21 protein-coding genes are annotated in these 20,490 nt (G+C 67.0%); 15 read left to right on the top strand and 6 right to left on the bottom strand.

Annotated elements, in window-relative coordinates; genetic code table 11:
* Window position 1 precedes the first annotated feature (1 nt).
* Window positions 2–1,315: a bifunctional DedA family/phosphatase PAP2 family protein gene (locus tag ACNFIA_RS23800; protein WP_416789391.1), complete on the bottom strand. Its 1,314-nt coding sequence runs from the start codon at window positions 1,313–1,315 to the stop codon at window positions 2–4.
* A complete protein-coding gene (locus ACNFIA_RS23795) occupies window positions 1,315–2,034 on the bottom strand; it encodes a DNA-3-methyladenine glycosylase (protein ID WP_416789242.1) in 720 nt (239 codons plus the stop codon). Before ACNFIA_RS23795 ends, ACNFIA_RS23800 begins: the two co-directional genes overlap by 1 nt.
* A 63-nt stretch (window positions 2,035–2,097) precedes the next feature.
* On the opposite strand from ACNFIA_RS23795, the gene ACNFIA_RS23790 reads away from it, so the two are divergent.
* Window positions 2,098–2,964 (top strand): class I SAM-dependent methyltransferase, encoded by an 867-nt coding sequence (locus ACNFIA_RS23790; RefSeq protein ID WP_416789240.1) that lies wholly within the window; start codon window positions 2,098–2,100, stop codon window positions 2,962–2,964.
* Between the two features lie 277 nt (window positions 2,965–3,241).
* Here the strand turns inward: ACNFIA_RS23790 and ACNFIA_RS23785 are convergent, their stop codons facing one another.
* On the bottom strand, window positions 3,242–4,468 hold the full coding sequence (locus ACNFIA_RS23785) for an alpha/beta fold hydrolase (protein ID WP_416789238.1): 1,227 nt from the start codon (window positions 4,466–4,468) through the stop codon (window positions 3,242–3,244).
* 345 nt (window positions 4,469–4,813) lie between these two features.
* On the opposite strand from ACNFIA_RS23785, the gene ACNFIA_RS23780 reads away from it, so the two are divergent.
* The 12 genes from ACNFIA_RS23780 to lipA all read left to right on the top strand — a co-directional run bounded on the left by ACNFIA_RS23780 (window position 4,814) and on the right by lipA (window position 16,096).
* Window positions 4,814–6,079 (top strand): glutamate-5-semialdehyde dehydrogenase, encoded by a 1,266-nt coding sequence (locus ACNFIA_RS23780; RefSeq protein WP_416789236.1) that lies wholly within the window; start codon window positions 4,814–4,816, stop codon window positions 6,077–6,079.
* Entirely contained in the window at window positions 6,079–6,735 is a 657-nt protein-coding gene (nadD, locus tag ACNFIA_RS23775) for a nicotinate-nucleotide adenylyltransferase (RefSeq protein WP_259759098.1), read from the top strand. Before ACNFIA_RS23780 ends, nadD begins: the two co-directional genes overlap by 1 nt.
* A gap of 20 nt (window positions 6,736–6,755) precedes the next feature.
* Window positions 6,756–7,109, top strand: coding sequence for a ribosome silencing factor (gene rsfS, locus ACNFIA_RS23770; protein ID WP_259759099.1), 354 nt, complete (start codon window positions 6,756–6,758; stop codon window positions 7,107–7,109).
* 7 nt (window positions 7,110–7,116) lie between these two features.
* Window positions 7,117–7,584 carry a 23S rRNA (pseudouridine(1915)-N(3))-methyltransferase RlmH gene (gene rlmH, locus ACNFIA_RS23765; protein ID WP_015475414.1) on the top strand — a complete coding sequence of 156 codons (468 nt, stop codon included), beginning with the start codon at window positions 7,117–7,119 and terminating at the stop codon, window positions 7,582–7,584.
* Between the two features lie 15 nt (window positions 7,585–7,599).
* On the top strand, window positions 7,600–9,489 hold the full coding sequence (mrdA, locus tag ACNFIA_RS23760) for a penicillin-binding protein 2 (RefSeq protein ID WP_416789233.1): 1,890 nt from the start codon (window positions 7,600–7,602) through the stop codon (window positions 9,487–9,489).
* Between the two features lie 44 nt (window positions 9,490–9,533).
* Complete coding sequence (gene rodA / locus ACNFIA_RS23755; protein WP_259759539.1) at window positions 9,534–10,637, top strand: rod shape-determining protein RodA; 1,104 nt, start codon at window positions 9,534–9,536, stop codon at window positions 10,635–10,637.
* A gap of 8 nt (window positions 10,638–10,645) precedes the next feature.
* Complete coding sequence (gene mltB / locus ACNFIA_RS23750; protein WP_416789231.1) at window positions 10,646–11,668, top strand: lytic murein transglycosylase B; 1,023 nt, start codon at window positions 10,646–10,648, stop codon at window positions 11,666–11,668.
* Window positions 11,665–12,693, top strand: coding sequence for a septal ring lytic transglycosylase RlpA family protein (locus tag ACNFIA_RS23745; protein ID WP_416789229.1), 1,029 nt, complete (start codon window positions 11,665–11,667; stop codon window positions 12,691–12,693). Before mltB ends, ACNFIA_RS23745 begins: the two co-directional genes overlap by 4 nt.
* Before the next feature lie 98 nt (window positions 12,694–12,791).
* The gene (locus ACNFIA_RS23740; protein ID WP_259759103.1) at window positions 12,792–13,949 is read left to right on the top strand and encodes a D-alanyl-D-alanine carboxypeptidase family protein; all 1,158 of its coding nucleotides are present in this window, start codon (window positions 12,792–12,794) and stop codon (window positions 13,947–13,949) included.
* 190 nt (window positions 13,950–14,139) lie between these two features.
* Window positions 14,140–14,451 (top strand): DUF493 domain-containing protein, encoded by a 312-nt coding sequence (locus ACNFIA_RS23735; protein ID WP_259759104.1) that lies wholly within the window; start codon window positions 14,140–14,142, stop codon window positions 14,449–14,451.
* Window positions 14,451–15,095 carry a lipoyl(octanoyl) transferase LipB gene (gene lipB / locus ACNFIA_RS23730; protein WP_416789226.1) on the top strand — a complete coding sequence of 215 codons (645 nt, stop codon included), beginning with the start codon at window positions 14,451–14,453 and terminating at the stop codon, window positions 15,093–15,095. The genes ACNFIA_RS23735 and lipB overlap by 1 nt, the downstream gene beginning before the upstream one ends.
* 5 nt (window positions 15,096–15,100) lie before the next feature.
* Window positions 15,101–16,096 (top strand): lipoyl synthase, encoded by a 996-nt coding sequence (gene lipA, locus ACNFIA_RS23725; protein ID WP_259759106.1) that lies wholly within the window; start codon window positions 15,101–15,103, stop codon window positions 16,094–16,096.
* Window positions 16,097–16,181: 85 nt separating this feature from the next.
* On the opposite strand, the gene ACNFIA_RS23720 is transcribed toward lipA, so the two are convergent.
* From ACNFIA_RS23720 to arfA, 3 genes are all read right to left on the bottom strand, one after another.
* Window positions 16,182–17,441, bottom strand: a complete 1,260-nt coding sequence (locus tag ACNFIA_RS23720) for a lytic murein transglycosylase (RefSeq protein ID WP_416789223.1) — start codon at window positions 17,439–17,441, stop codon at window positions 16,182–16,184.
* Window positions 17,442–17,705: 264 nt separating this feature from the next.
* A complete protein-coding gene (locus ACNFIA_RS23715) occupies window positions 17,706–18,005 on the bottom strand; it encodes a hypothetical protein (RefSeq protein WP_259759108.1) in 300 nt (99 codons plus the stop codon).
* Window positions 18,006–18,076: 71 nt separating this feature from the next.
* A complete protein-coding gene (arfA, locus tag ACNFIA_RS23710; RefSeq protein ID WP_416789220.1) occupies window positions 18,077–18,229 on the bottom strand; it encodes an alternative ribosome rescue factor ArfA in 153 nt (50 codons plus the stop codon).
* 177 nt (window positions 18,230–18,406) lie between these two features.
* Between arfA and ACNFIA_RS23705 the strand changes: the two genes are divergently transcribed.
* Both ACNFIA_RS23705 and ACNFIA_RS23700 read left to right on the top strand, forming a co-directional pair.
* Window positions 18,407–18,757, top strand: a complete 351-nt coding sequence (locus ACNFIA_RS23705; protein ID WP_259759109.1) for a YciI family protein — start codon at window positions 18,407–18,409, stop codon at window positions 18,755–18,757.
* A 471-nt stretch (window positions 18,758–19,228) separates the two neighbouring features.
* Window positions 19,229–20,461 (top strand): MFS transporter, encoded by a 1,233-nt coding sequence (locus ACNFIA_RS23700; RefSeq protein WP_416789218.1) that lies wholly within the window; start codon window positions 19,229–19,231, stop codon window positions 20,459–20,461.
* Window positions 20,462–20,490 lie beyond the last annotated feature (29 nt).

Genomic DNA, 20,490 nt, shown 5'->3' with positions numbered 1-20,490 from the left:
TTCAGAGCGGCGTGTAGCGGTGAATCGCCGCCGACAGGCCCCAGGCGCTGGCCACTGCCAGCAGCACCATGGCGGTCGGCAGCAGGCTCCACCAGATGCGCGGCGCCAGGGCCGGCAACTCGCGGCGGCGCTGACTTATCCACAGGCTGGCAGCGCACACCGAGGCGCCGAGCAGCGCGCCGGCGATGACGTCGCTGGGCCAGTGCGCGCCCAGGTACACGCGGGACAGGGCGATGCAGGCGGCGGGGATGACCGCCAGCAGCATCCAGGCCAGGCGCACGCGCGGGGATTTCTCCCGGCTGGCCAGCACGCCGAGCACCAGGAAGAACGCGAAGGACGCGGAGGCGTGGCCGCTGGGCATGCTGAAGGCGGACAGCGGGTCGGCGATTACCTCCGGGCGGGCGCGGCTGAACAGGTGCTTGAGCGTGGTGTTGAGCAGCGCGGTGCCGACCATGGTGCCGGCGGCGAAGATGGCATGGCGCCACAGCCGCAGTGCGGCCAGCAGCACCGCCAGCAGCGCGCCGGCAATGAACTGGGTGCGGAAGTCGCCGACCCGGGTCACGGCCACCGCCACGTGGTCCAGCCAGGCTTGGCGATGTTCCTGCACCAGGGCCATCAGACCCTTGTCCAGCGCATCGAGGTGCGGCCAGCCGACCAGCAGGGCGATCAGCAGGGCGAAACAGCCCACGGCGCCGATCAGCGGGGCGTTGCGCTCCTTGCTCAGTTCGGCGTGGATGATCAGGGCGAACACCGCGGCGATACAGGCGGCGACCACCCCGGCCTCCGGCCAGAAACCATCCGGCAGCGGCAGGCGCATGGCCGCGCCGGTGGCCCAACCGGGCACCAGGTAAGCGATCGACCAGCCGGCGGCGGCGACGATGGAGACCGCCAGGAAGCGCCCGAAGGGCATGTCGAGCATGCCGGCGATCATCGGCAGGAACGGCCGCAGCGCGCCGATGAAGCGGCCGACCAGCAGGCTGGCGACGCCGTAGCGGTGGAAGAAGCCTTCGGCGCTGGCCATCCATTCCGGATGGTGGCGCAGCACCGGCAGGCGGCGGATGTCCTGGTGGAAGTGGCGGCCGATCCAGTACGACGACAGGTCGCCCAGCAGCCCGCCGAAGAACGCCAGCGCCAGCGTTTCCCCCAGCCCCAGGGCGCCGCTGCCGGCCAGCACGGCGATGGCGAAGAGCATCACCACGCCGGGCAGGATGATGCCGATGACGGCGGCGCATTCGAGGAAGGCGACCAGGAACAGGACCAGGGCGAGCCATTGTGGGTGGGTCGCCATCCAGGCGTTAAAGGCGGCGAGATCGATCATCGGCGGGAGTCGTCCTGGGGTTCGAGCAGATAGTAGTCATGACCTTCGACCTGCCCGCGGCGCAAGGGGTTGCGCGTGCAGAAGGGCGCGAAGGCGGCGTCGACGAAGCGGTACATCAGGTGTTCGTCGCGGCCGTGGGGAATCCCCAGGCGCGCGGCCTGGATGACCTGCGAGGGGCGTTCGCCGATATCGTCGACGAACAGGCGCTGCGGGTCGAAACGGTGGGCGTCCCACTCCGGCACCTTCAGGCCCAGGGCGCGGCAGAGCAGGGTCTGGCCGGCGCACAGCTTGCCCGGCGCGCGTTCGCTGCCGTCCGCCGCCGGGTTGAGCTGGCGCATGCGGGCCAGGGCGGCGTCGCCGGAGATGCGGTCCAGCCAGGGGTGGCCGGATTTGATCAGCACCGCATTGCCCGGCCCGCCGGCGCTGAAGTTCAGCGAGTCGCCGCCGCGGGCGTAATACATATAGATGTGGCCGCCATCGAGGAACAGCGCCTTGCGCTTCTCGGTGTAGCCGAGGGAGGCGTGGCTGCCCTTTTCGTCCAGGTAGTAGGCCTCGGTTTCGATGATCCGTGCCGACAGCCAGAGGTCGCCGACGCGGTGGCGGATCACCTTGCCCAGCAGCTCGCGGGCGACGGTCAGCGCGTCGCGGTTGAAGAAGGCGTCCGGCAGCGGGTTGGCCTCGGGCCAGGGCAAACTTAGGTTGGGTTCGGCGGGCATTGGATTGTCGCGGTTCTCGGGCCGGTCTTAGGCTGGGGAATCATAACAACAAGATTCTTAAGCATGGCTGAACGGATCCGGGCCGACAGCGCCCACATCACCCCCAGCGCGCACTATACCGGCTACGTCTGGTACCGGCACCAGCTGGCCGACCCAGCCTTCGCCACGGCGTTCGGGCGCTGGGTGCACGGCTGCGTGGCGCCGATCAACTGGGGCGCGCGGATCGGTTTCGGCCTGAATATCGAAGACTTCCTGTTACAACGTCACCTGCTCATCGATGCCCGGCTGACCCAGGCCATCGAGTTGCTCGGCGTCGCCCAGGTGGTGGAGATCGCCTGCGGGCTGTCGCCTCGCGGCCGGCGCTTCCGCGAGCGCTATCCACACCTGACCTACCTGGAGGCCGACCTGCCGCCGATGGCCGCGCGCAAGTCCGCACTGCTGCAGGAACAGGGCTGGCTGGACGGCAAGCACCGCGTGCGGGCGGTGGATATCCTCGCCGAGCAGGGCGAACAGAGCCTGGCGGCGCTGCTGTCGGAGCTGGACCCGGATCGCCCCGTGGTGGTGATCACGGAAGGGCTGGTGAACTACTTCCAGCGCCCGGTGATCGAGGATTTCTGGCGCCGGCTGGCCTCGGCCTTGCGCATGTTCCCGGAGGCGACCTACCTGACCGAGCTTTACCCGGACTTGCGCGAGCACCCGCGGTACCGGCAGATCCGCTGGGGCGTCGGGCTGATCGGCCGGCTGACCCGCGGCGGCTATCCGCTGCACTACCGCAGCGCGGCGGAGATCGAACAGGCCTTCACGGGCTGCGGGTTTGGCCGGGTGGAGGTGCTCGATCCGCAGGTGGACGGCGCGGGGCTGGGCTTGCCCAAGGGGCGGATGCCGAGCCTGGTGCGGGTGATCGAGGCGCGGGTGCAGGGCCTGAGCTAGGTGGCTGGGCGGTTCGCGAGCAAGCTCGCTCCTACACGAGGCGGCTTCGGCGAGTGCGGGCACCTGTAGGAGCGAGCTTGCTCGCGAACAGTCGGGCTTCATGTCTGCATGAAGGTTCCGGGGATTCCCTCTCCCCCCGCCCTCTCCGTGAAGTGAGAGGGCGCTGTCCCTGCCGGCTGATGCTGCTGTTTCATCCCGCACCGAATGGCCCCCTCTCCCCATGGGAGAGGGTTGGGGTGAGGGGCAGCCCGAGCGCAGGGCCCCGATGATCAACCGATCACGCCGCCCACGCCCCTCGCTGCATCGGCACCACCAGCGCCGCCAGCGCCGCGCTGGCCTGCGGGTCGCCGTGGGCGAAGATGAACGCCAGGCCTTCGCCGCTGTAGCACAGCGGCAGGATGTCCAGCTCCGGCAGGCCGGCGGCGCTCAGTTTCCAGCCGCGCGCCGGGCGCTCGGCCGGCAGCTCGACGCGCAGCAGCCCGCCGAAATAGCCCAGCTCCGTCAGTTCGCAGCGCCATTGGCCACCGTCACCGTTGCGCAGCACCGCTCGGCTGTCGGCCGGGGCCAGGCGCGGTTCGAAGCGGCGTTCCAGGTGCAGCAGTTGCTGGCGCTGGAAGCGCGTGCTGCCGGCAGCGCTGCGCGGCAGTGCTTCGCCACGCAGGAAGGGGTTGTACAGCCGCGCGCAGGCATCTCGGCGTTCGAACTGGGCCAGGTGGTCGGCGTTGTGGATCAGCGCGAACTCGGCGTTCGCGCAGGCATGGGCGAATTCGGCGTGTTCCCAGGGCTGGGTGAAATGGTCGTACTCGCCGGCCAGCACCAGGGTCGGGCATTGCGGATGGCGGTCGAAGCCGCCAAAGGCCAGCAGGCGCTGGCTGTTCTGCCGGTAGCGCTCGATTTCCGCCGGGGTCAGCCGCTGCAACTGACGCAGCAGGGCCTTGCGGAACACCGGGGAGACGCCGGTATCGGCCAGGCGCAGCGGATTGATCAGCCCGGTGAGCACGCCGTGGGCGAACGGCGTCTGCTCGCCCAGTTCCAGCCGCGCCAGGGCTTCCACCAGCAGGGCGCGGGCGCCGGGGCGGCCGAAGGCGGTGATGCCGGCCAGCAGCAGGCGACCGCAGCGCGCCGGGTGCCGGGCGGCGAACAGCGCGGCCAGGGCCGAGCCATAGGACAGCCCGATGGGCATCAGCGGCGGCAGTTGCAGGGTCTCGGCGAAGGCGGCGATCAGGTCGGCCAGGTCTTCCAGGCTCAGCTGCGGCGCCAGTTGCAGGTTGCCGCCCTGGCTGGGCAGGTCGAGCAGGATCACCGGGTGCCCGGCGAGCAGCTCCGAGACCTCGCTGGCGAAGGAGCGGAAGCTCTGGAACGCGCCGCCCAGCAGCAGGACCGGCGGGCGGTTGTCATCCTCGCGCGACGAAAAGGCCTGGTAGTGCAGTTGCCAACCGTCCAGTTCCAGCACCGCCGGGGCGGCGGTCAGGGACTGGGCGCTGTAATCGGTGCGATAGCGCATGGCAGTTCTCCGGCGGTGGGCCGCCTCTTGTTGTTCTTCCCTGGCGTGAGTCCCTGGCATGCGAGCGCTGCGGGGGCAGCTGGCCGCGCGGTCCGTTGCTCGTGGTGCATGGCCAAGGAAAAGTGGCAACGGCCCCCGAGCAAGGTAACCAGCCGATACGAAATTGTTTACCCAACCTTCGGGCGGCAGAGAGGGGCGGGGAGGGCCGGGTGTAACCGGTGGCGGGGGATGGCGGGCGGCAGCGTTACGTGAAGCGCGTCGCCGACCGGCCGGCTGCTGTGGCTGGCCGCTGAGGGGGCGCTCCCGCTATACTTGCGCATTTCCCTCACGCAGACGCGTTAGATCATGACCGAGTCCGTTCTCGACTATATGAGCCGCCTGGGCCGCGCCGCCCGTGAAGCGTCGCGCGTTGTCGCGCGCGCCACGACCGCGCAGAAGAACAAAGCCCTGCTGGCCGCCGCCGATGCCCTGGACGCCGCCCGCGCCCAGCTGGCCGACGCCAACGAACAGGATCTGGCCAATGGCCGTGCCAACGGTCTGGAGCCAGCCATGCTCGACCGCCTGGCCCTGACCCCGGCGCGCATCGACGACATGATCGAAGGCCTGCGCCAGGTCGCCTCGTTGCCGGACCCGATCGGTGAAATCCGCGACATGCGCTACGTGCCGTCCGGTATCCAGCTGGGCAAGATGCGCGTGCCGCTGGGCGTGGTGGGGATCATCTACGAATCCCGTCCGAACGTGACCATCGACGCCGCCAGCCTGTGCCTGAAGTCCGGCAACGCGACCATCCTGCGTGGCGGTTCCGAGGCGATCCATTCCAACCAGGCCATCGCTGCGTGCATCCAGAAGGGCCTGGCCGAAGCCGGCCTGCCGGCCAGCGCCGTGCAGGTGGTGGAAACCACCGACCGCGCCGCCGTCGGCGCGCTGATCACCATGCCCGAGTACGTGGACGTCATCGTTCCGCGCGGCGGCAAGGGCCTGATCGAGCGCATCAGCCGCGACGCCAAGGTCCCGGTGATCAAGCACCTGGACGGCATCTGCCACGTCTACATCGACGTCGCCGCCGACCTGGACAAGGCAATCCGCGTCGCCGACAACGCCAAGACCCAGCGCTACGCGCCGTGCAACACCATGGAAACGCTGCTGGTGCATGCCGGCATCGCCGACCGCGTGCTGCCGCCGCTGGCCGCCATCTACCGCGACAAGGGCGTGGAGCTGCGCGGCGACGCCGCCACCCGCGCGCTGCTGGGCGCCGACGTGCTGGAAGCCACCGAGCAGGACTGGCGCACCGAGTACAACGCGCCGATCCTGTCGATCCGCATCGTCGACGGCCTCGACGCCGCCATCGAGCACATCAACACCTATGGCTCGCAGCACACCGACGCGATCGTCACCGAGAGCTTCACCGACGCCCGGCGCTTCCTCACCGAAGTGGACTCGGCCTCGGTCATGGTCAATGCCTCCACCCGTTTCGCCGATGGCTTCGAGTACGGCCTGGGCGCGGAGATCGGCATCTCCACCGACAAGCTGCACGCCCGCGGCCCGGTCGGCCTCGAAGGCCTGACCAGCGAGAAGTACGTGGTGTTCGGCGATGGGCACGTGCGGACCTGATGAACAAGGCGCGTTCCCGTCGGGTCGGTCTGTTCGGCGGCACCTTCGACCCGGTGCACATCGGCCATCTGCGCAGTGCGCTGGAGATGGCCGAGCAGTTCGAGTTCGACGAACTGCGCCTGATCCCCAACTTCCGCCCGCCGCACCGTGACACCCCGCAGGTGAAACCGGCGCAGCGGCTGGCGATGGTCGAACTGGCAGTAGCCGGTGTGGCCCCGCTGGTGGTCGACGACCGCGAGCTGAAGCGCGACAAACCCTCCTACACCATCGACACCCTGGAGTCGCTGCGTGGGGAGCTGGATGAGCAGGACCAGTTGTTCCTGCTGGTTGGCTGGGACGCATTCTGCGGCCTGCCGACCTGGCATCGCTGGGAAGCGCTGCTGGAGCACTGTCATATCGTCGTGCTGCAGCGCCCGGATGCCGACAGCGAGCCGCCGGAAGACCTGCGCGACCTGCTGGCGGCGCGCAGTGTTGCCGACCCGAAGGCGATGACCGGCCCCGCCGGGCAGATCACCTTCGTCTGGCAGACGCCGCTGGCGGTTTCGGCCACCCAGATCCGCCAACTCCTGTCGCAGGGGCGCTCGGTGCGCTACCTGGTGCCGGACGCGGTATTGAACTATATCGAGGCGCACGGCCTGTACCAGGCGCCCCACTGAACGAGTCAGAGAGTCATTCAATGCAAACCGAACAACTGGTCGAGCTGGCCATCGCCGCTCTGGAAGATCTCAAGGCGCAGGACATCGTCGTCATCGACGTGCGCGAGAAAACCAGCATCACCGACGCCATGGTCATCGCCACCGGCGCCTCCAGCCGTCAGGTCAAATCGCTGGCCGACAACGTCCTGGAGAAGGTCAAGGAACAGGGCGTGCGCCCGATCGGCAGCGAAGGCCAGGAAGGCGGCGAGTGGGTCCTGATCGACCTCGCCAACGTCGTGGTCCATGTCATGCAGCCGGCCACCCGCCAGTTCTACGACCTCGAGCGCCTGTGGCAGGGCGCCGAGCAGAGCCGCGCCCAGCACAGCGCCGAGTAAGTCTGTCGTGCGTCTGCGTCTGATCGCGGTCGGCTCGCGCATGCCGCGCTGGGTGGAAGAGGGCTGGGCCGAGTACGTCAAGCGGCTGCCCTCGGAGCTGTCCCTGGAGCTGGTGGAAATCCCGCTGAACACGCGCGGCAAGAACGCCGACGTGGCGCGGCTGATCCGCCAGGAAGGCGAGGCCATGCTGAGCAAGGTCCAGCCTGGGGAACGCATCGTCACCCTGGAAGTCGAAGGCAAGCCCTGGAGCACCCCCCAGCTGGCGCAGGAACTCGACCGCTGGCGCCTGGACGCGCGCACCGTCAACCTCATGGTCGGCGGGCCGGAAGGCCTGGCGCCGGAGGTCTGCGCGCGCAGCGAGCAGCGCTGGTCGCTGTCGCCGCTGACCCTGCCGCACCCGCTGGTGCGGATCCTGGTCGGCGAGCAGATCTACCGCGCCTGGACGGTTCTGTCCGGGCACCCCTACCACAAGTAGTCGTAGCCGTTTTCGATGCCGCAGCCGATACAGCTCAAGGACCACGAGAAGGACGCCCGTCTGGTCCGCGCCCGCGTCATCGTCGGCGGGGTGGCGATCTTCCTGCTCGCCCTGGTGCTGGTGGCGCGCATGTATCACCTGCAGGTGACGCAGTACGACTACCACTCGACGCTGTCGGAGAACAACCGCGTCCACGTGCAGCCGATTCCGCCCAATCGCGGGCTGATCTTCGACCGCAACGGGGTGATCATCGCCGACAACCGTCCCAGCTTCAGCCTGACCATCACCCGCGAGCGCACCGAGAACCTGCAGGACACGCTCAAGGCGCTGGTGGACATCCTCGGCCTGACCGAGGAAGACAAGGCCATCTTCGAGAAGCGCATGAAGCAGGGGCGCCGGCCGTTCGAGCCGGTGCCGATCATGTTCGAGCTGTCCGAAGAGCAGATCGCCCGCATCGCGGTGAACCAGTACCGCCTGCCCGGCGTCGACGTGACCGCGCAATTCGTCCGCCATTACCCGCTGGGCGAGCACTTCGCCCACTCGGTCGGCTACGTCGGGCGGATCAACGAGGCGGAGCTGAAGAAGCTCGACCCGGTGGCCTATTCGGGCACCCACCACATCGGCAAGACCGGCGTGGAAAAATTCTACGAGGATGCGCTGCACGGCACCGTGGGCTACGAGGAAGTCGAGACCAACGCCCGTGGCCGCGTCCTGCGCGTGCTCAAGCGCACCGAGCCGGTGTCGGGCCGCGACATCGTGCTGAGCATCGACAGCAAGCTGCAGGCCGCCGCCGAAGCGGCGCTGGCCGGGCGGCGCGGCGCCATCGTGGCGATCCAGCCGTCCACCGGCGACGTGCTGGCCATGGTCAGCCAGCCAAGCTATGACCCCAACCTGTTCGTCACCGGCATCAGCTTCAAGGATTACGCCGCGCTGCGCGATTCCGAGGATCGCCCGCTGTACAACCGCGTGCTGCGCGGCCTGTACCCGCCGGGTTCGACGGTGAAGCCGGCGGTGGCCATCGCCGGTCTCGATGCCGGCGTGGTGACGCCCACCAGCCGCGTGTTCGACCCCGGCTACTACCAGTTGCCGAACTACGACCACAAGTACCGCAACTGGAACCGCACGGGCGACGGCTGGGTGACCCTGGAGACCGCGATCATGCGCTCCAACGACACCTACTTCTACGACCTGGCGCATAAGCTGGGGATCGACCGTCTGCACGACTACATGAGCGAGTTCGGCTTCGGCCAGCGCGTCGCCCTGGACATGTACGGCGAGGCCGAGGGCCTGATGCCGTCTCGCCAGTGGAAGCGCGCCCTGCGCCGGCAGGCCTGGTTCCCCGGCGAAACCCTGATCCTGGGCATCGGCCAGGGCTACATGCAGGCCACGCCGCTGCAGCTGGCGCAGATGACCGCGCTGATCGCCAACCGTGGCAAGTGGATCCGCCCGCACCTGGCCAAGACCATCGACGGCAAGCCGCCGGTCGACGGGGAGCCGATGCCCGATATCGTCCTCAAGGACCCCAACAACTGGAACCTGGTGGACTACGGCATGCAGCAGGTGGTGCACGGCGCCCGCGGTACCGCGCACAAGGTCGGCGCCACCTCGGTCTACCGCATCGCCGGCAAGTCCGGTACCGCGCAGGTGGTGGCGATCAAGCAGGGCGAGAAGTACAACCGCTCCAAGCTGCTCGAACGCCACCGCGACCACGCACTGTTCGTCGGCTTCGCGCCGGCCGACAACCCGCAGATCGCCGTGGCGGTGATGGTGGAGAACGGCGAGTCCGGCTCCGGCGTCGCTGCCCCCGTGCTCAAGGCCGTGACCGATGCCTGGTTGCTCGACGAGAGTGGCAGGCTCAAGCCCGAATACGCACCGCAGGCGACGGCGGAGGCGCCCAAACCATGACCATGAACGGTAACTTCGACCGCACGCTGTCCAGCGAAGACGTGATGAAGCGGCGTTCCACGCTGCTCCAGCGCCTGCACATCGACGGCTTGCTGCTGCTCCTGCTGCTGACCCTCGGCTCGGTCGGCCTGTTCGTCCTGTATTCCGCCAGCGGCAAGAGCTGGGACCTGCTGATCAAGCAGGCATCGTCCTTCGGCATGGGCCTGGGCGCGATGTTCGTGCTGGCGCAGATCGAACCGCGCTTCCTCGCCCGCTGGGTGCCGCTGGGCTACCTGATCGGCGTGGCGCTGCTGGTGGTGGTGGATGTGATGGGCCACAACGCCATGGGCGCCACCCGCTGGATCAACATCCCCGGGGTGATCCGCTTCCAGCCGGCGGAGTTCATGAAGCTGCTGATGCCCATGACCATCGCCTGGTACCTGTCCAAGCGCGCCCTGCCGCCCGGCTTCAAGCACAGCGTGGTCGGCCTGGCGCTGATCGTGGTGCCCTTCGTGCTGATCCTCAAGCAGCCGGACCTGGGCACGGCCATGCTGGTGCTGGCCTCCGGTGCCTTCGTGCTGTTCGTCGGCGGCCTGCGCTGGCGCTGGATCATCATGGCCGTGTCGGCCGCGGTGCCGGTGGCGGTGGGCATGTGGTACTTCGTCATGCACGACTACCAGAAGCAGCGCGTGCTGACCTTCCTCGATCCGGAAAGCGACCCGCTGGGCAGCGGCTGGAACATCATCCAGTCAAAAGCGGCCATCGGTTCGGGCGGCGTGTTCGGCAAGGGCTGGCTGCTGGGCACGCAATCCCATCTGGATTTTTTGCCGGAAAGCCACACGGACTTTATCATTGCCGTGCTCGGCGAAGAGTTCGGCCTGGTCGGCGTGTGCCTGCTGCTGGTGCTGTACCTGCTGGTGATCTACCGGGGGCTGGTGATCACGGCGCAGGCGCAGACGCTGTTCGGCAAATTGCTGGCCGGCAGCATCACCATGACCTTCTTCGTGTATGTGTTCGTCAACATTGGTATGGTCAGCGGGTTGTTGCCAGTGGTGGGGGTGCCGCTGCCCTTCATTAGTTACGGTGGAACTTCGCTGGTGACCCTGATGTCAGGGTTCGGCGTTTTGATGTCGATCCACACCCATCGCAAGTGGATCGCCCAGGTTTGATGACAAGAGTGAAGAAAGGAATGCAAGTACTGCGCGCCTGGGCTGCCAGGGGGGTGCATTGGGTCGGAATCGCGGGGGCGATCGGCATGTCCGGCGCGGCCCACGCGGGCGACTACGATGGTTCGCCCCAGGTCGCCGAGTTCGTCAGCGAGATGACCCGCGACTACGGCTTCGCCGGCGAACAGCTCATGGCCCTCTTCCACGACGTGGAGCGCAAGCAGTCCATCCTCGACGCCATCTCCCGCCCGGCCGAACGGGTGAAGACCTGGAAGGAATACCGCCCGATCTTCGTCACCGACGCGCGCATCAACCGCGGCGTGGACTTCTGGAACCAGAACGCCGAGGCCCTGGCCCGCGCCGAGCAGGAATACGGCGTGCCGGCCCAGTACATCGTCGCCATCATCGGCGTCGAGACCTTCTTCGGCCGCAACACCGGCAATTTCAAGGTGATGGACGCGCTGTCCACCCTGGGCTTCGACTACCCGCCGCGCGCCGACTTCTTCCGCAAGGAACTCAAGCAGTTCCTCCTGCTGGCCCGCGAGCAGCAGGTCGACCCGCTCAGCCTGACCGGCTCCTACGCCGGCGCCATGGGTCTGCCGCAGTTCATGCCGAGCAGCTTCCGCGCCTACGCCGTGGACTTCGACGGCGACGGCCACATCAATATCTGGAGCGACCCCACCGATGCCATCGGCAGCGTCGCCAACTACTTCAAGCAGCACGGCTGGCACACCGGCGAGCCGGTGGTGTCGCAGGCGGAAATCGCCACCTCCACCGCCGAAGACGCGCTCACCCAGGGCCTGGAGCCGCAGCTGAACCTTGGCCAGCTACGCTCCCAGGGCTGGCGCACCCATGACGTGATCCGCGACGACCTGATGGTGACCGCCATGCGCCTGGAAGGCGCCCAGGGCACCGAGTACTGGGTCGGCCTGCCGAACTTTTACGTGATTACCCGTTACAACCGTAGCGCCATGTACGCTATGGCGGTGCATCAGCTGGCTGGCGAGATCGCCAAGGCGAGAGGTGTCCATTGAGCAAGCGAATCGCAAGTCCCGGCCTCTGGTCGCTGGCCGCCTGCGTTGGCCTGAGCACCGTGTTCCTCGCCAGCTGCACCGGCAACCGCACGCCGCAGCCGCAGCAGCCGGTGGCCAGCAGCGGGATTTCCGGGCCGTATGACTACAACCGTCCGCACCGCGACGGCGCGCCCTGGTGGGACGTGGACGTCTCGCGCATCCCCGATGCCGTGCCGATGCCGCACAACGGGCCGTTCAAGAACAACCCCTACACCGTCCTGGGCAAGACCTACTACCCGCTCAACAACGCGAGCGCCTACAGCGTGGTGGGCACCGCTTCCTGGTACGGCACCAAGTTCCACGGCCAGGCCACCGCCAACGGCGAGCAGTACGACCTGTACGGCATGACCGCCGCGCACAAGACCCTGCCGCTGCCCAGCTACGTGCGCGTGACCAACCTGGACAACGGCAAGAGCGTCATCGTCCGCGTCAACGACCGCGGCCCGTTCTACTCCGACCGGGTGATCGACCTGTCCTTCGCCGCCGCCAAGAAGCTCGGCTACGCCGAGACCGGCACCGCCCACGTCAAGGTCGAGGGCATCGACCCCGACCGCTGGTGGGCCGCCCAGGGCAAGCAACCGCCGATGATCATGGCCCTGCCGAAGATGGCCGCCCAGCCCGCCGCCGCGCAGCCGCAGGCGGTCGCCATGGCCCAGCCCATCGAAACCTACACCCCGCCGCCCGCGCAGCACGCCGTGCCCGTGGCGCCGGTACAGATCGACTCAAAAAAAAACGCTTCATTACCAGCCGATGGCCTGTATCTCCAGGTGGGTGCCTTCGCCAACCCGGACGCTGCGGAGCTTCTCAAGGAGAAGGTCGGCGGCCTGACGGGGGCGAAATCCTTTATCAGCTCGGTCGTGGTCAACCAGCAGACCTTGTACCGGGTACGCCTGGGGCCGATCGGAACGCAGGATGAAGCAAGCCGGATGCAGGACAGCATCCGCGTGGCCAACCTTGGCCAACCCAAGCTCGTGCGCCTGGACTGAGATTCCACCGCACGTGCCGCAGCGGCCCGGCAGAGGCCGCAGCACCCGAGTTCCCCCCAAGGGGATTGTTTGACCATTAGTGAACCCCAGAGAGACGGATGAACATCTTCAACTTCGCCAAACGCCTGTCCTTGCTCGTGCTGTTCAGCGCCCCCGTGGCCAGCTGGGCAGCGGAAGTCGTTCCCGCCGCCCCGCAGCTCGCGGCCAAGGCCTGGGTGCTGATGGACGGCGCCAGCGGCAACATCCTGGTCGAGAACAACGGTGACGAGCGCCTGCCGCCCGCCAGCCTGACCAAACTGATGACCGCCTACATCGCCACCAAGGAAATCGAAGGCGGCCGCATTGCCGAATCCGACCTGGTCACCGTCAGCGAGCACGCCTGGCGCACCGGCGGCTCGCGCATGTTCATCAAGCTCGGCTCCCAGGTCTCGGTCAGCGACCTGCTGCACGGCATCATCATCCAGTCCGGCAACGACGCCTCCGTCGCCCTGGCCGAGCACATCGCCGGCAGCGAAGACGCCTTCGCCGACATGATGAACACCACCGCGCAGAAGCTGGGCATGACCAATTCCCACTTCATGGACGCCACCGGCCTGCCCAATCCGGAGCACTACTCCTCCGCCAAGGACATGGCGACCCTGGCCCGCGCGATCATCTACGGCGAGCCGACCCACTACGCGATCTACGCGCAGAAAGAGTTCTTCTGGAACAACATCAAGCAGCCCAACCGCAACCTGCTGCTGTGGCGCGACAAGACCGTCGACGGCCTGAAGACCGGCCACACCGACGAAGCCGGCTACTGCCTGGTGGCGTCTGCCGTGCGTGACGGCCAGCGCATGATCGCCGTGGTGTTCGGCACCAACAGCGAGCAGGCCCGCGCCGCCGAGACCCAGAAGCTGCTGACCTACGGCTTCCGCTTCTTCGAGTCGCAGACCTTCTACAAGAAGGGCGCTGAGCTGACCAAGGCCATGGTCTGGAAAGGCTCCGATCACGAAGTCAAAGCCGGCCTGTCCGAGGACCTGACCATGACCGTGCCGCGCGGCCAGCTCAAGCAGCTGCAGGCCAACATGGTGGTCGAGCCCAACCTGATGGCGCCGATCCAGCAGGGCCAGGTGATCGGCAAGGTCGAGGTCAAGCTGGGTGACAAGGTCGTGCGCACCTCCGACCTGGTCGCGCTGAACGCCGTGGAAGAAGGCGGCTTCTTCCGCCGCGTCTGGGACAGCATCCGCCTGTTCTTCTACGGTCTGTTCAACTGACCGTCCGTCCCGGTCTTGCACTTTTGTATACAAGACCGGGATTGACCTGCCCGCGCGGTCGCAAACTCGGGTAAAATGCCCGCCTGCGACTGCCCGGCCCTTGCGTGGCCCGGCATTCGTCGTCCGATCCACCCGGAGCGTCCCCATCCCGGACGCTCATGCGGAGGCGGGCCACCCGCCCGCGAGAGCCATGACTGATACCCCTGATACCGTCGATCCTCTCAAGACCGAGAACGAACAGCCCGCGCCGAAGATCGAGTTCCCCTGCGAACGCTACCCGATCAAGGTCATCGGCGATGCTGGCGAAGGCTTCTCCGACCTGGTGATCGAAGTCATCCAGCGCCACGCGCCGGACCTGGACATCACCACTCTGGTCACCCGCGACAGCCGCAACGGCCGCTTCCTGTCCGTGCAGGTGCTGATCACCGCCACCGGCGTCGACCAACTGCAGAACATCCATAAAGACCTGCGCGCCACCGGCCGCGTCCACATGGTGCTCTGATGGGCGAAACGCTGGGCTTTCGTGAGCTGGGAATCCTTCCTTACGAGCCGACCTGGCACGCCATGCAGCGCTTCACCGCCGAGCGCGACGCCGTTACGCCCGATGAAGTCTGGCTGCTCGAACACGAGCGCGTATTCACCCAGGGCCAGGCCGGCAAGGCCGAGCACGTGCTGTTCCCCGGCGACATCCCGGTGGTGCAGGTGGACCGCGGCGGCCAGGTGACCTACCACGGCCCCGGCCAACTGGTGGCCTACCTGTTGCTCGATGTGCGCCGCTCCGGCATCGGTGTGCGCGACCTGGTCTCGCGCATCGAGCAGAGCCTGATCGGCCTGCTCGCCAGCTACGGCGTGACCGCTGTGTCCAAACCCGATGCGCCGGGCGTCTATGTGGACGGCGCGAAGATCGCATCCCTCGGCCTGCGCATCCGCAACGGCCGTTCCTTCCATGGCCTGGCACTGAACGTGGACATGGACCTGGAACCCTTTCGACGCATCAATCCCTGCGGTTACGCAGGCATGGCCATGACCCAGCTGAGTCAGCTGGCCGGCCCCATCGCATTGGCCGATGTGCGCGAGCGCCTGCGTGGCGAACTCGTCGAACGCCTTGGCTACGCGGCACAGAAGACCCTAACGGGCGGGATCTAACCTAGATGAGCACTGTTGTGGAGAATTCCGGCCAGGCCGCCCCGGCCGCCAAGCCGGGCAAGGTGGAAGTCGGCGTCAAGCTGCGCGGCGCAGAGAAGGTCGCGCGCATTCCGGTGAAGATCATTCCCACCGAGGAACTGCCGAAGAAGCCCGACTGGATTCGCGTGCGCATCCCGGTTTCCCCCGAGGTCGATCGCATCAAGCAACTGCTGCGCAAGCACAAGCTGCACAGCGTCTGCGAGGAAGCGTCCTGCCCGAACCTGGGCGAGTGCTTCTCCGGCGGCACCGCGACCTTCATGATCATGGGCGACATCTGCACCCGTCGCTGCCCGTTCTGCGACGTCGGCCACGGCCGGCCGAAGCCGCTGGATGTCGACGAGCCGACCAACCTCGCCATCGCCATCGCTGACCTGCGCCTGAAGTACGTGGTGATCACCTCGGTGGACCGCGACGACCTGCGTGACGGCGGCGCCCAGCACTTCGCCGACTGCCTGCGCGAGATCCGCAAGCTGTCCCCGGGCATCCAGCTGGAAACCCTGGTCCCGGACTACCGCGGCCGCATGGATATCGCCCTGGAAATCACCGCCAACGAGCCGCCGGACGTGTTCAACCACAACCTGGAAACCGTGCCGCGCCTGTACAAGTCCTCCCGTCCGGGGTCCGACTTCGAGTGGTCGCTGGACCTGCTGCAGAAGTTCAAGCAGATGGTCCCGCACGTACCGACCAAGTCCGGCCTGATGCTCGGCCTGGGCGAGACCGATGAGGAAGTCATCGAAGTCATGCACCGCATGCGCGAGCACGACATCGACATGCTGACCCTCGGCCAGTACCTGCAGCCCTCGCGCAACCACCTGCCGGTGCAGCGCTTCGTCCACCCGGACACCTTCGCCTGGTTCGCCGAGGAAGGCGAGAAGATGGGCTTCAAGAACGTCGCCTCCGGCCCGCTGGTGCGCTCCTCGTACCACGCCGACCAACAGGCGCACGGCAGCAAGATCGGCTGATCCGCCGCCGCTACCGCACTCGCAAAAAGGCCGCTTCGCAGGAAGCGGCCTTTTTGTTTGTGGTTGCCCGCGGCGCTGCCCTGATTCAGGTGGCGCGCAAGCGGGACAGCAGCTGCGTGGAGGCGTAGCCGTCGGCGGGCACGCCGATGGACTGCTGGAACGAACGGATCGCCTTGCGCGTATTGGCACCGATGATGCCGTCCGCCGTGCCGGGCTGGTATCCGCGGGTGGCGAGCAACTGCTGCAGCTCGATGCGCTCGGAGCGGCTCAGCGGCGTGTCACTCACCGGCCAACTGCCGGCCAGCTGTCCGCCGCCCTTGAAGCTGTCCGCCAGCAAGCCCACCGCCAGCGCATAGGAGGTGGAATTGTTGTAGCTGAGGATGGTGCGGAAATTGTCGGTGATCAGGAAAGCCGGCCCACGGTACCCGGCGGGCAGCAGCAGCGAGACGCTGGCTTGCGGGTCGCTCGGCAGGTTGCCGCTGGCTACCCTGACGCCCTGGCGCAGCCATTCGCTCATCGGTTTGCGGATGTCCATGTCCGCCTGGGCATAGTCGAAGCCCTGCGGCAGGCGGACTTCGAAGCCCCAGCTCTGGCCACGCCGCCAGCCGGAGCTCTTCAGGTAGTTGGCGGTGGAGGCCAGCGCATCGCTGGAGGAACCCCAGATATCGCGCCGGCCGTCGCCGTCGAAGTCCACGGCGTAGCGGTTGTACGTGGTGGGGATGAACTGCGTCTGCCCCATGGCGCCGGCCCAGGAGCCGATCATGTTGCTGGCCGGCACATCACCGTGCTGGATGATCTGCAGCGCGGCGATCAACTGCTCGCGGCCGAAGTCCGGGCGGCGGCCTTCGTAGCCGAGGGTGGCGAGGGAACGGATAACGTTCTTGCTGCCCATCTGCTGGCCGAAATTGCTTTCCATGCCCCAGATCGCCACCACCGCCTCGCGGTCGACGCCATAGGTGGCCTCGATGCGTTGCAGTACGTCGGCGTTTTCCAGCGCGCGATCCTGGCCATTGCGCACGCGCGCGGCCGACACGGCGCTGTCCAGGTATTGCCAGACGGGGCGGGTGAATTCGGGCTGGCTGCGGTCGGCGGTCACCACCGAGTCATCCGGTTCGATGCCCGCGAAGGCGCGGTCAAAGGTCTGCGCGGTGATGCCGGCGGCCAGGGCCTGCACGCGGAAACCGTCACGCCATTGGGCGAAGCTCTGCGTGGGGCGCGCGTGTTCCGCGGCGGCCCCCTTGGGCGGCGGCTCGGTGCAGGAGGTCAGCAGGCCGAAGCTGGCCAGGGACAAGGCGGCGACGAGCAGGCAGCGTTGGCCGACAACAGGTGAAACGGGCTTGCGCATTGCTCTCCTCGGGAACGGGCAGGCGAGGGGCCACCTTAGCATGGCCTCTGTGACGCGTCTGCGTCGGGCGCGGATGACGGGTTTGCAGATTCGATGTCGCGGGCAGGGGAAAATTCCCCTTCCGCCTGGATACCCGTCGAGTGGCACATCGGCTGGCAGGCCTATAGGTGCCGGGCTTACTACTCCTTTCAGAGGGCGGGCGAAGCACGCGCAGGATGTCCCGGTGGGAGCTCCGCCGTACCGGCTACGAGACGCGCGGCGCCGCTATTGCTTGGGCTGGCTGCCGGTTTCCTGGTCGACCTTGGGCGCGCTCTGGTTCAGTTCCTTGAGCATGTCGTCGTACGCCGCGCAGTCGTCCGGGCGCTGTTCGCTGGAGCGGGACTTCTTCATCTCGGCGAGCTTTTCGTTGAGCTTCTGTGCACGTTGCGGATCGCTGCGCGTCACTTCGGTGACTTTGGCGGCCACTTGCTTGCCCTTGGCTTCGGCCTCCTGGTCGGAGCAGAACGCATGGGCGGACAGGCTGAAGGGCAGGGCGAGGATGGCGAGAATGAGCGGCGCTTTCATGGCGGACCTCCAAGGCAGGGTTGTCCGGTTGAAAGCAAAAGGGCGGGGGTGGTTCAGGTTTTCTGAGGTTTTCAGGCCGCCAGAAGCGAAGAAGCCTCCCAATTTCGGGAGGCTTCGCGGCGGTAGCTGCCTTTGCCTTTGAGCGGCTGTTCCTGGCGGCTGCGGAACAGCGGTTGAGCGACCAGGGACTTGGCCTTGTTCGGCCGTTTGGATTTCTTCACCATGTGTCTTTCCTCGTTGAGGCCGGCGCCGTTGCCGGCGCGCGCATCTTCTGCCTATCTGGGACGTTTGTCCATGCCGTTGGTCACCGCCGGGCGGGCCAAGGTCACCGCGCGGCAATCGGGGCTACGCTGGGGCGACGAATCTTTCCGACACCCCGGACAATAACGAGGAAGAAGGCGATGAAATTTCTCTGCATGATCTATTTCGACGAGCGCAAGGCGGCGGAACTGCCCGAGGCCGAGTTGCGCGGCATCGTCGACGAGTGCATGACCTACAGCGAGCAACTGCGGCGCAGCGGCCATTACATCGCGGCCAATGCCCTGCTGCCGACGCCTACCGGGCGCACGTTGCGCGGCCAGGGCGACAAACTCACCGTGACCGACGGGCCGTTTGCCGAGACGCGGGAACAGCTGGGCGGTTTCTACCTGATCGAGGCGCAGAGCCTGGACGAGGCCGAGCGCATCGCCGCGAAGATTCCGCCGGGGCGGCTGGGCTGCGTGGAGGTGCGCCAGGTGCGGGAGTGGGAGTGATCGGGCTGGCAAGAAAGAAGTCGCTCCCCTGTATGGGCAACTGTCTTCATCTGAAAATATGTGCGTGTATTTTCCCTCTCCCTAACCCTGGCTGCGCGCCCCGCTCCGAAGGGAGAGGGGACCGTACGGTGCAGGATAAAACCTAAGCATCAGCCGGCACGGACAGCTCCCTCGCCCTTCAGGGAGAGGGCTGGGGCCAGCGCAGGATTTTCCAGGTAGGAGCGCGCCATGCGCGCGATCGCGGGCATGGCCCGCTCCTACAGGGGGATGCCGAATGTCTCGCCAAGGGGCATGCGCTCATGCCTCGGTCGCATCTGATCGAACCCGGGCCTGTGGCGGATTGTCGCTATTTCTGTAACAGATCTTTTCAGGCGCGCGGCTGTGGTTGGCTTCCGGGCTCGGTTAGCGTGATAGCTGACTCACGAGTGCCTCGGTGTACAGCGACGGCGACGCCCCGGCTGGAGATGTGTGATGCAGCAATGGTCCCCTACCCAACGCAATGTGGTGATCGCTTCGGTGCTCGCCTGGACGCTGGATGCCTTCGATTTCTTCCTCCTGGTCTTCGTCCTCACGGATATCGCGCAGACATTCCATGTGGACCTGCCGCAGGTGTCCCTGGCGATCCTCCTGACCCTGGCCGTGCGCCCGATCGGCGCGCTGCTGTTCGGCCGCGCGGCAGAGCGCTATGGCCGGCGGCCGGTGCTGATGATCAATATCCTGATCTATTCCCTGCTGGAACTGGCCTCGGCGTTCTCGCCGAACCTGACGACCTTCCTGGTCCTGCGGGTAGTCTACGGCGTGGCCATGGGCGGCATCTGGGGCGTGGCGTCCTCGCTGGCGATGGAGACCATCCCCGAGCGGTCCCGTGGCATGGTCTCCGGGCTGTTCCAGGCCGGTTACCCGGCGGGCTACCTGATCGCTTCGATCGTCTACGGCCTGTTGTTCGAGGTGCTCGGCTGGCGCGGAATGTTCATCGTCGGTTGCCTGCCGGTCGTGCTGGTGGCGTTCATCTGGTTCAAGGTGCCGGAGTCGCCGATCTGGCAGGCGGCGCGCGAGCGCAAGGAGTCGACGCCGTTGTGGCCGGTGCTGCGCAGTCAGTGGAAGCTGTGCCTCTACGCGGTGCTGCTGATGGCCTGTTTCAACTTCTTCAGCCATGGCACGCAGGATCTCTACCCGACCTTTCTGAAGGTGCAGCATGGCTTCGACACGCACACCGTCAGCCTGATCGCGGTGACGTACAACATCGCCGCGATCCTCGGCGGCATCCTGTTCGGCAGCTTGTCCGAACGGATCGGACGGAAGAAGGCGATCATTTGCGGCGCGCTGCTGGCGTTGCCGGTGCTGCCGCTCTGGGCCTTCAGTCACGGTGCAGTGGCGCTGGGCATCGGCGCATTTCTGATGCAGTTCATGGTGCAGGGCGCCTGGGGCGTGATTCCCGCCTACCTCAACGAACTGGCACCGGTGGGCACCCGCGCGGTGCTGCCGGGGTTCGTCTATCAGTTGGGTAACCTGATCGCCTCGGTCAATGCGCCGTTGCAGGCGGAGATCGCCAAGAGCTACAGCTATGGCACGGCGATGGCCATCGTGGCCGGCGTGGTGGCGGTGCTCATCTGCGCGTTGATCAGCACCGGGCGGGATACGCGCGGGGTAGCGCTGGACCGCGGGGAAGGACAAACCCATCGGGCGCAGCCGGCGCGGCCGTGACCAGCCGGCGGCCCGTGCAGGGGCCGCGG

Source organism: Pseudomonas sp. NY15437 (genome assembly GCF_048068435.1).
Classification (GTDB): domain Bacteria; phylum Pseudomonadota; class Gammaproteobacteria; order Pseudomonadales; family Pseudomonadaceae; genus Pseudomonas; species Pseudomonas nitroreducens_B.
The sequence above is the reverse complement of the archived record's forward strand: the minus strand, read 5'-3'. Positions and strand labels throughout refer to the sequence as shown.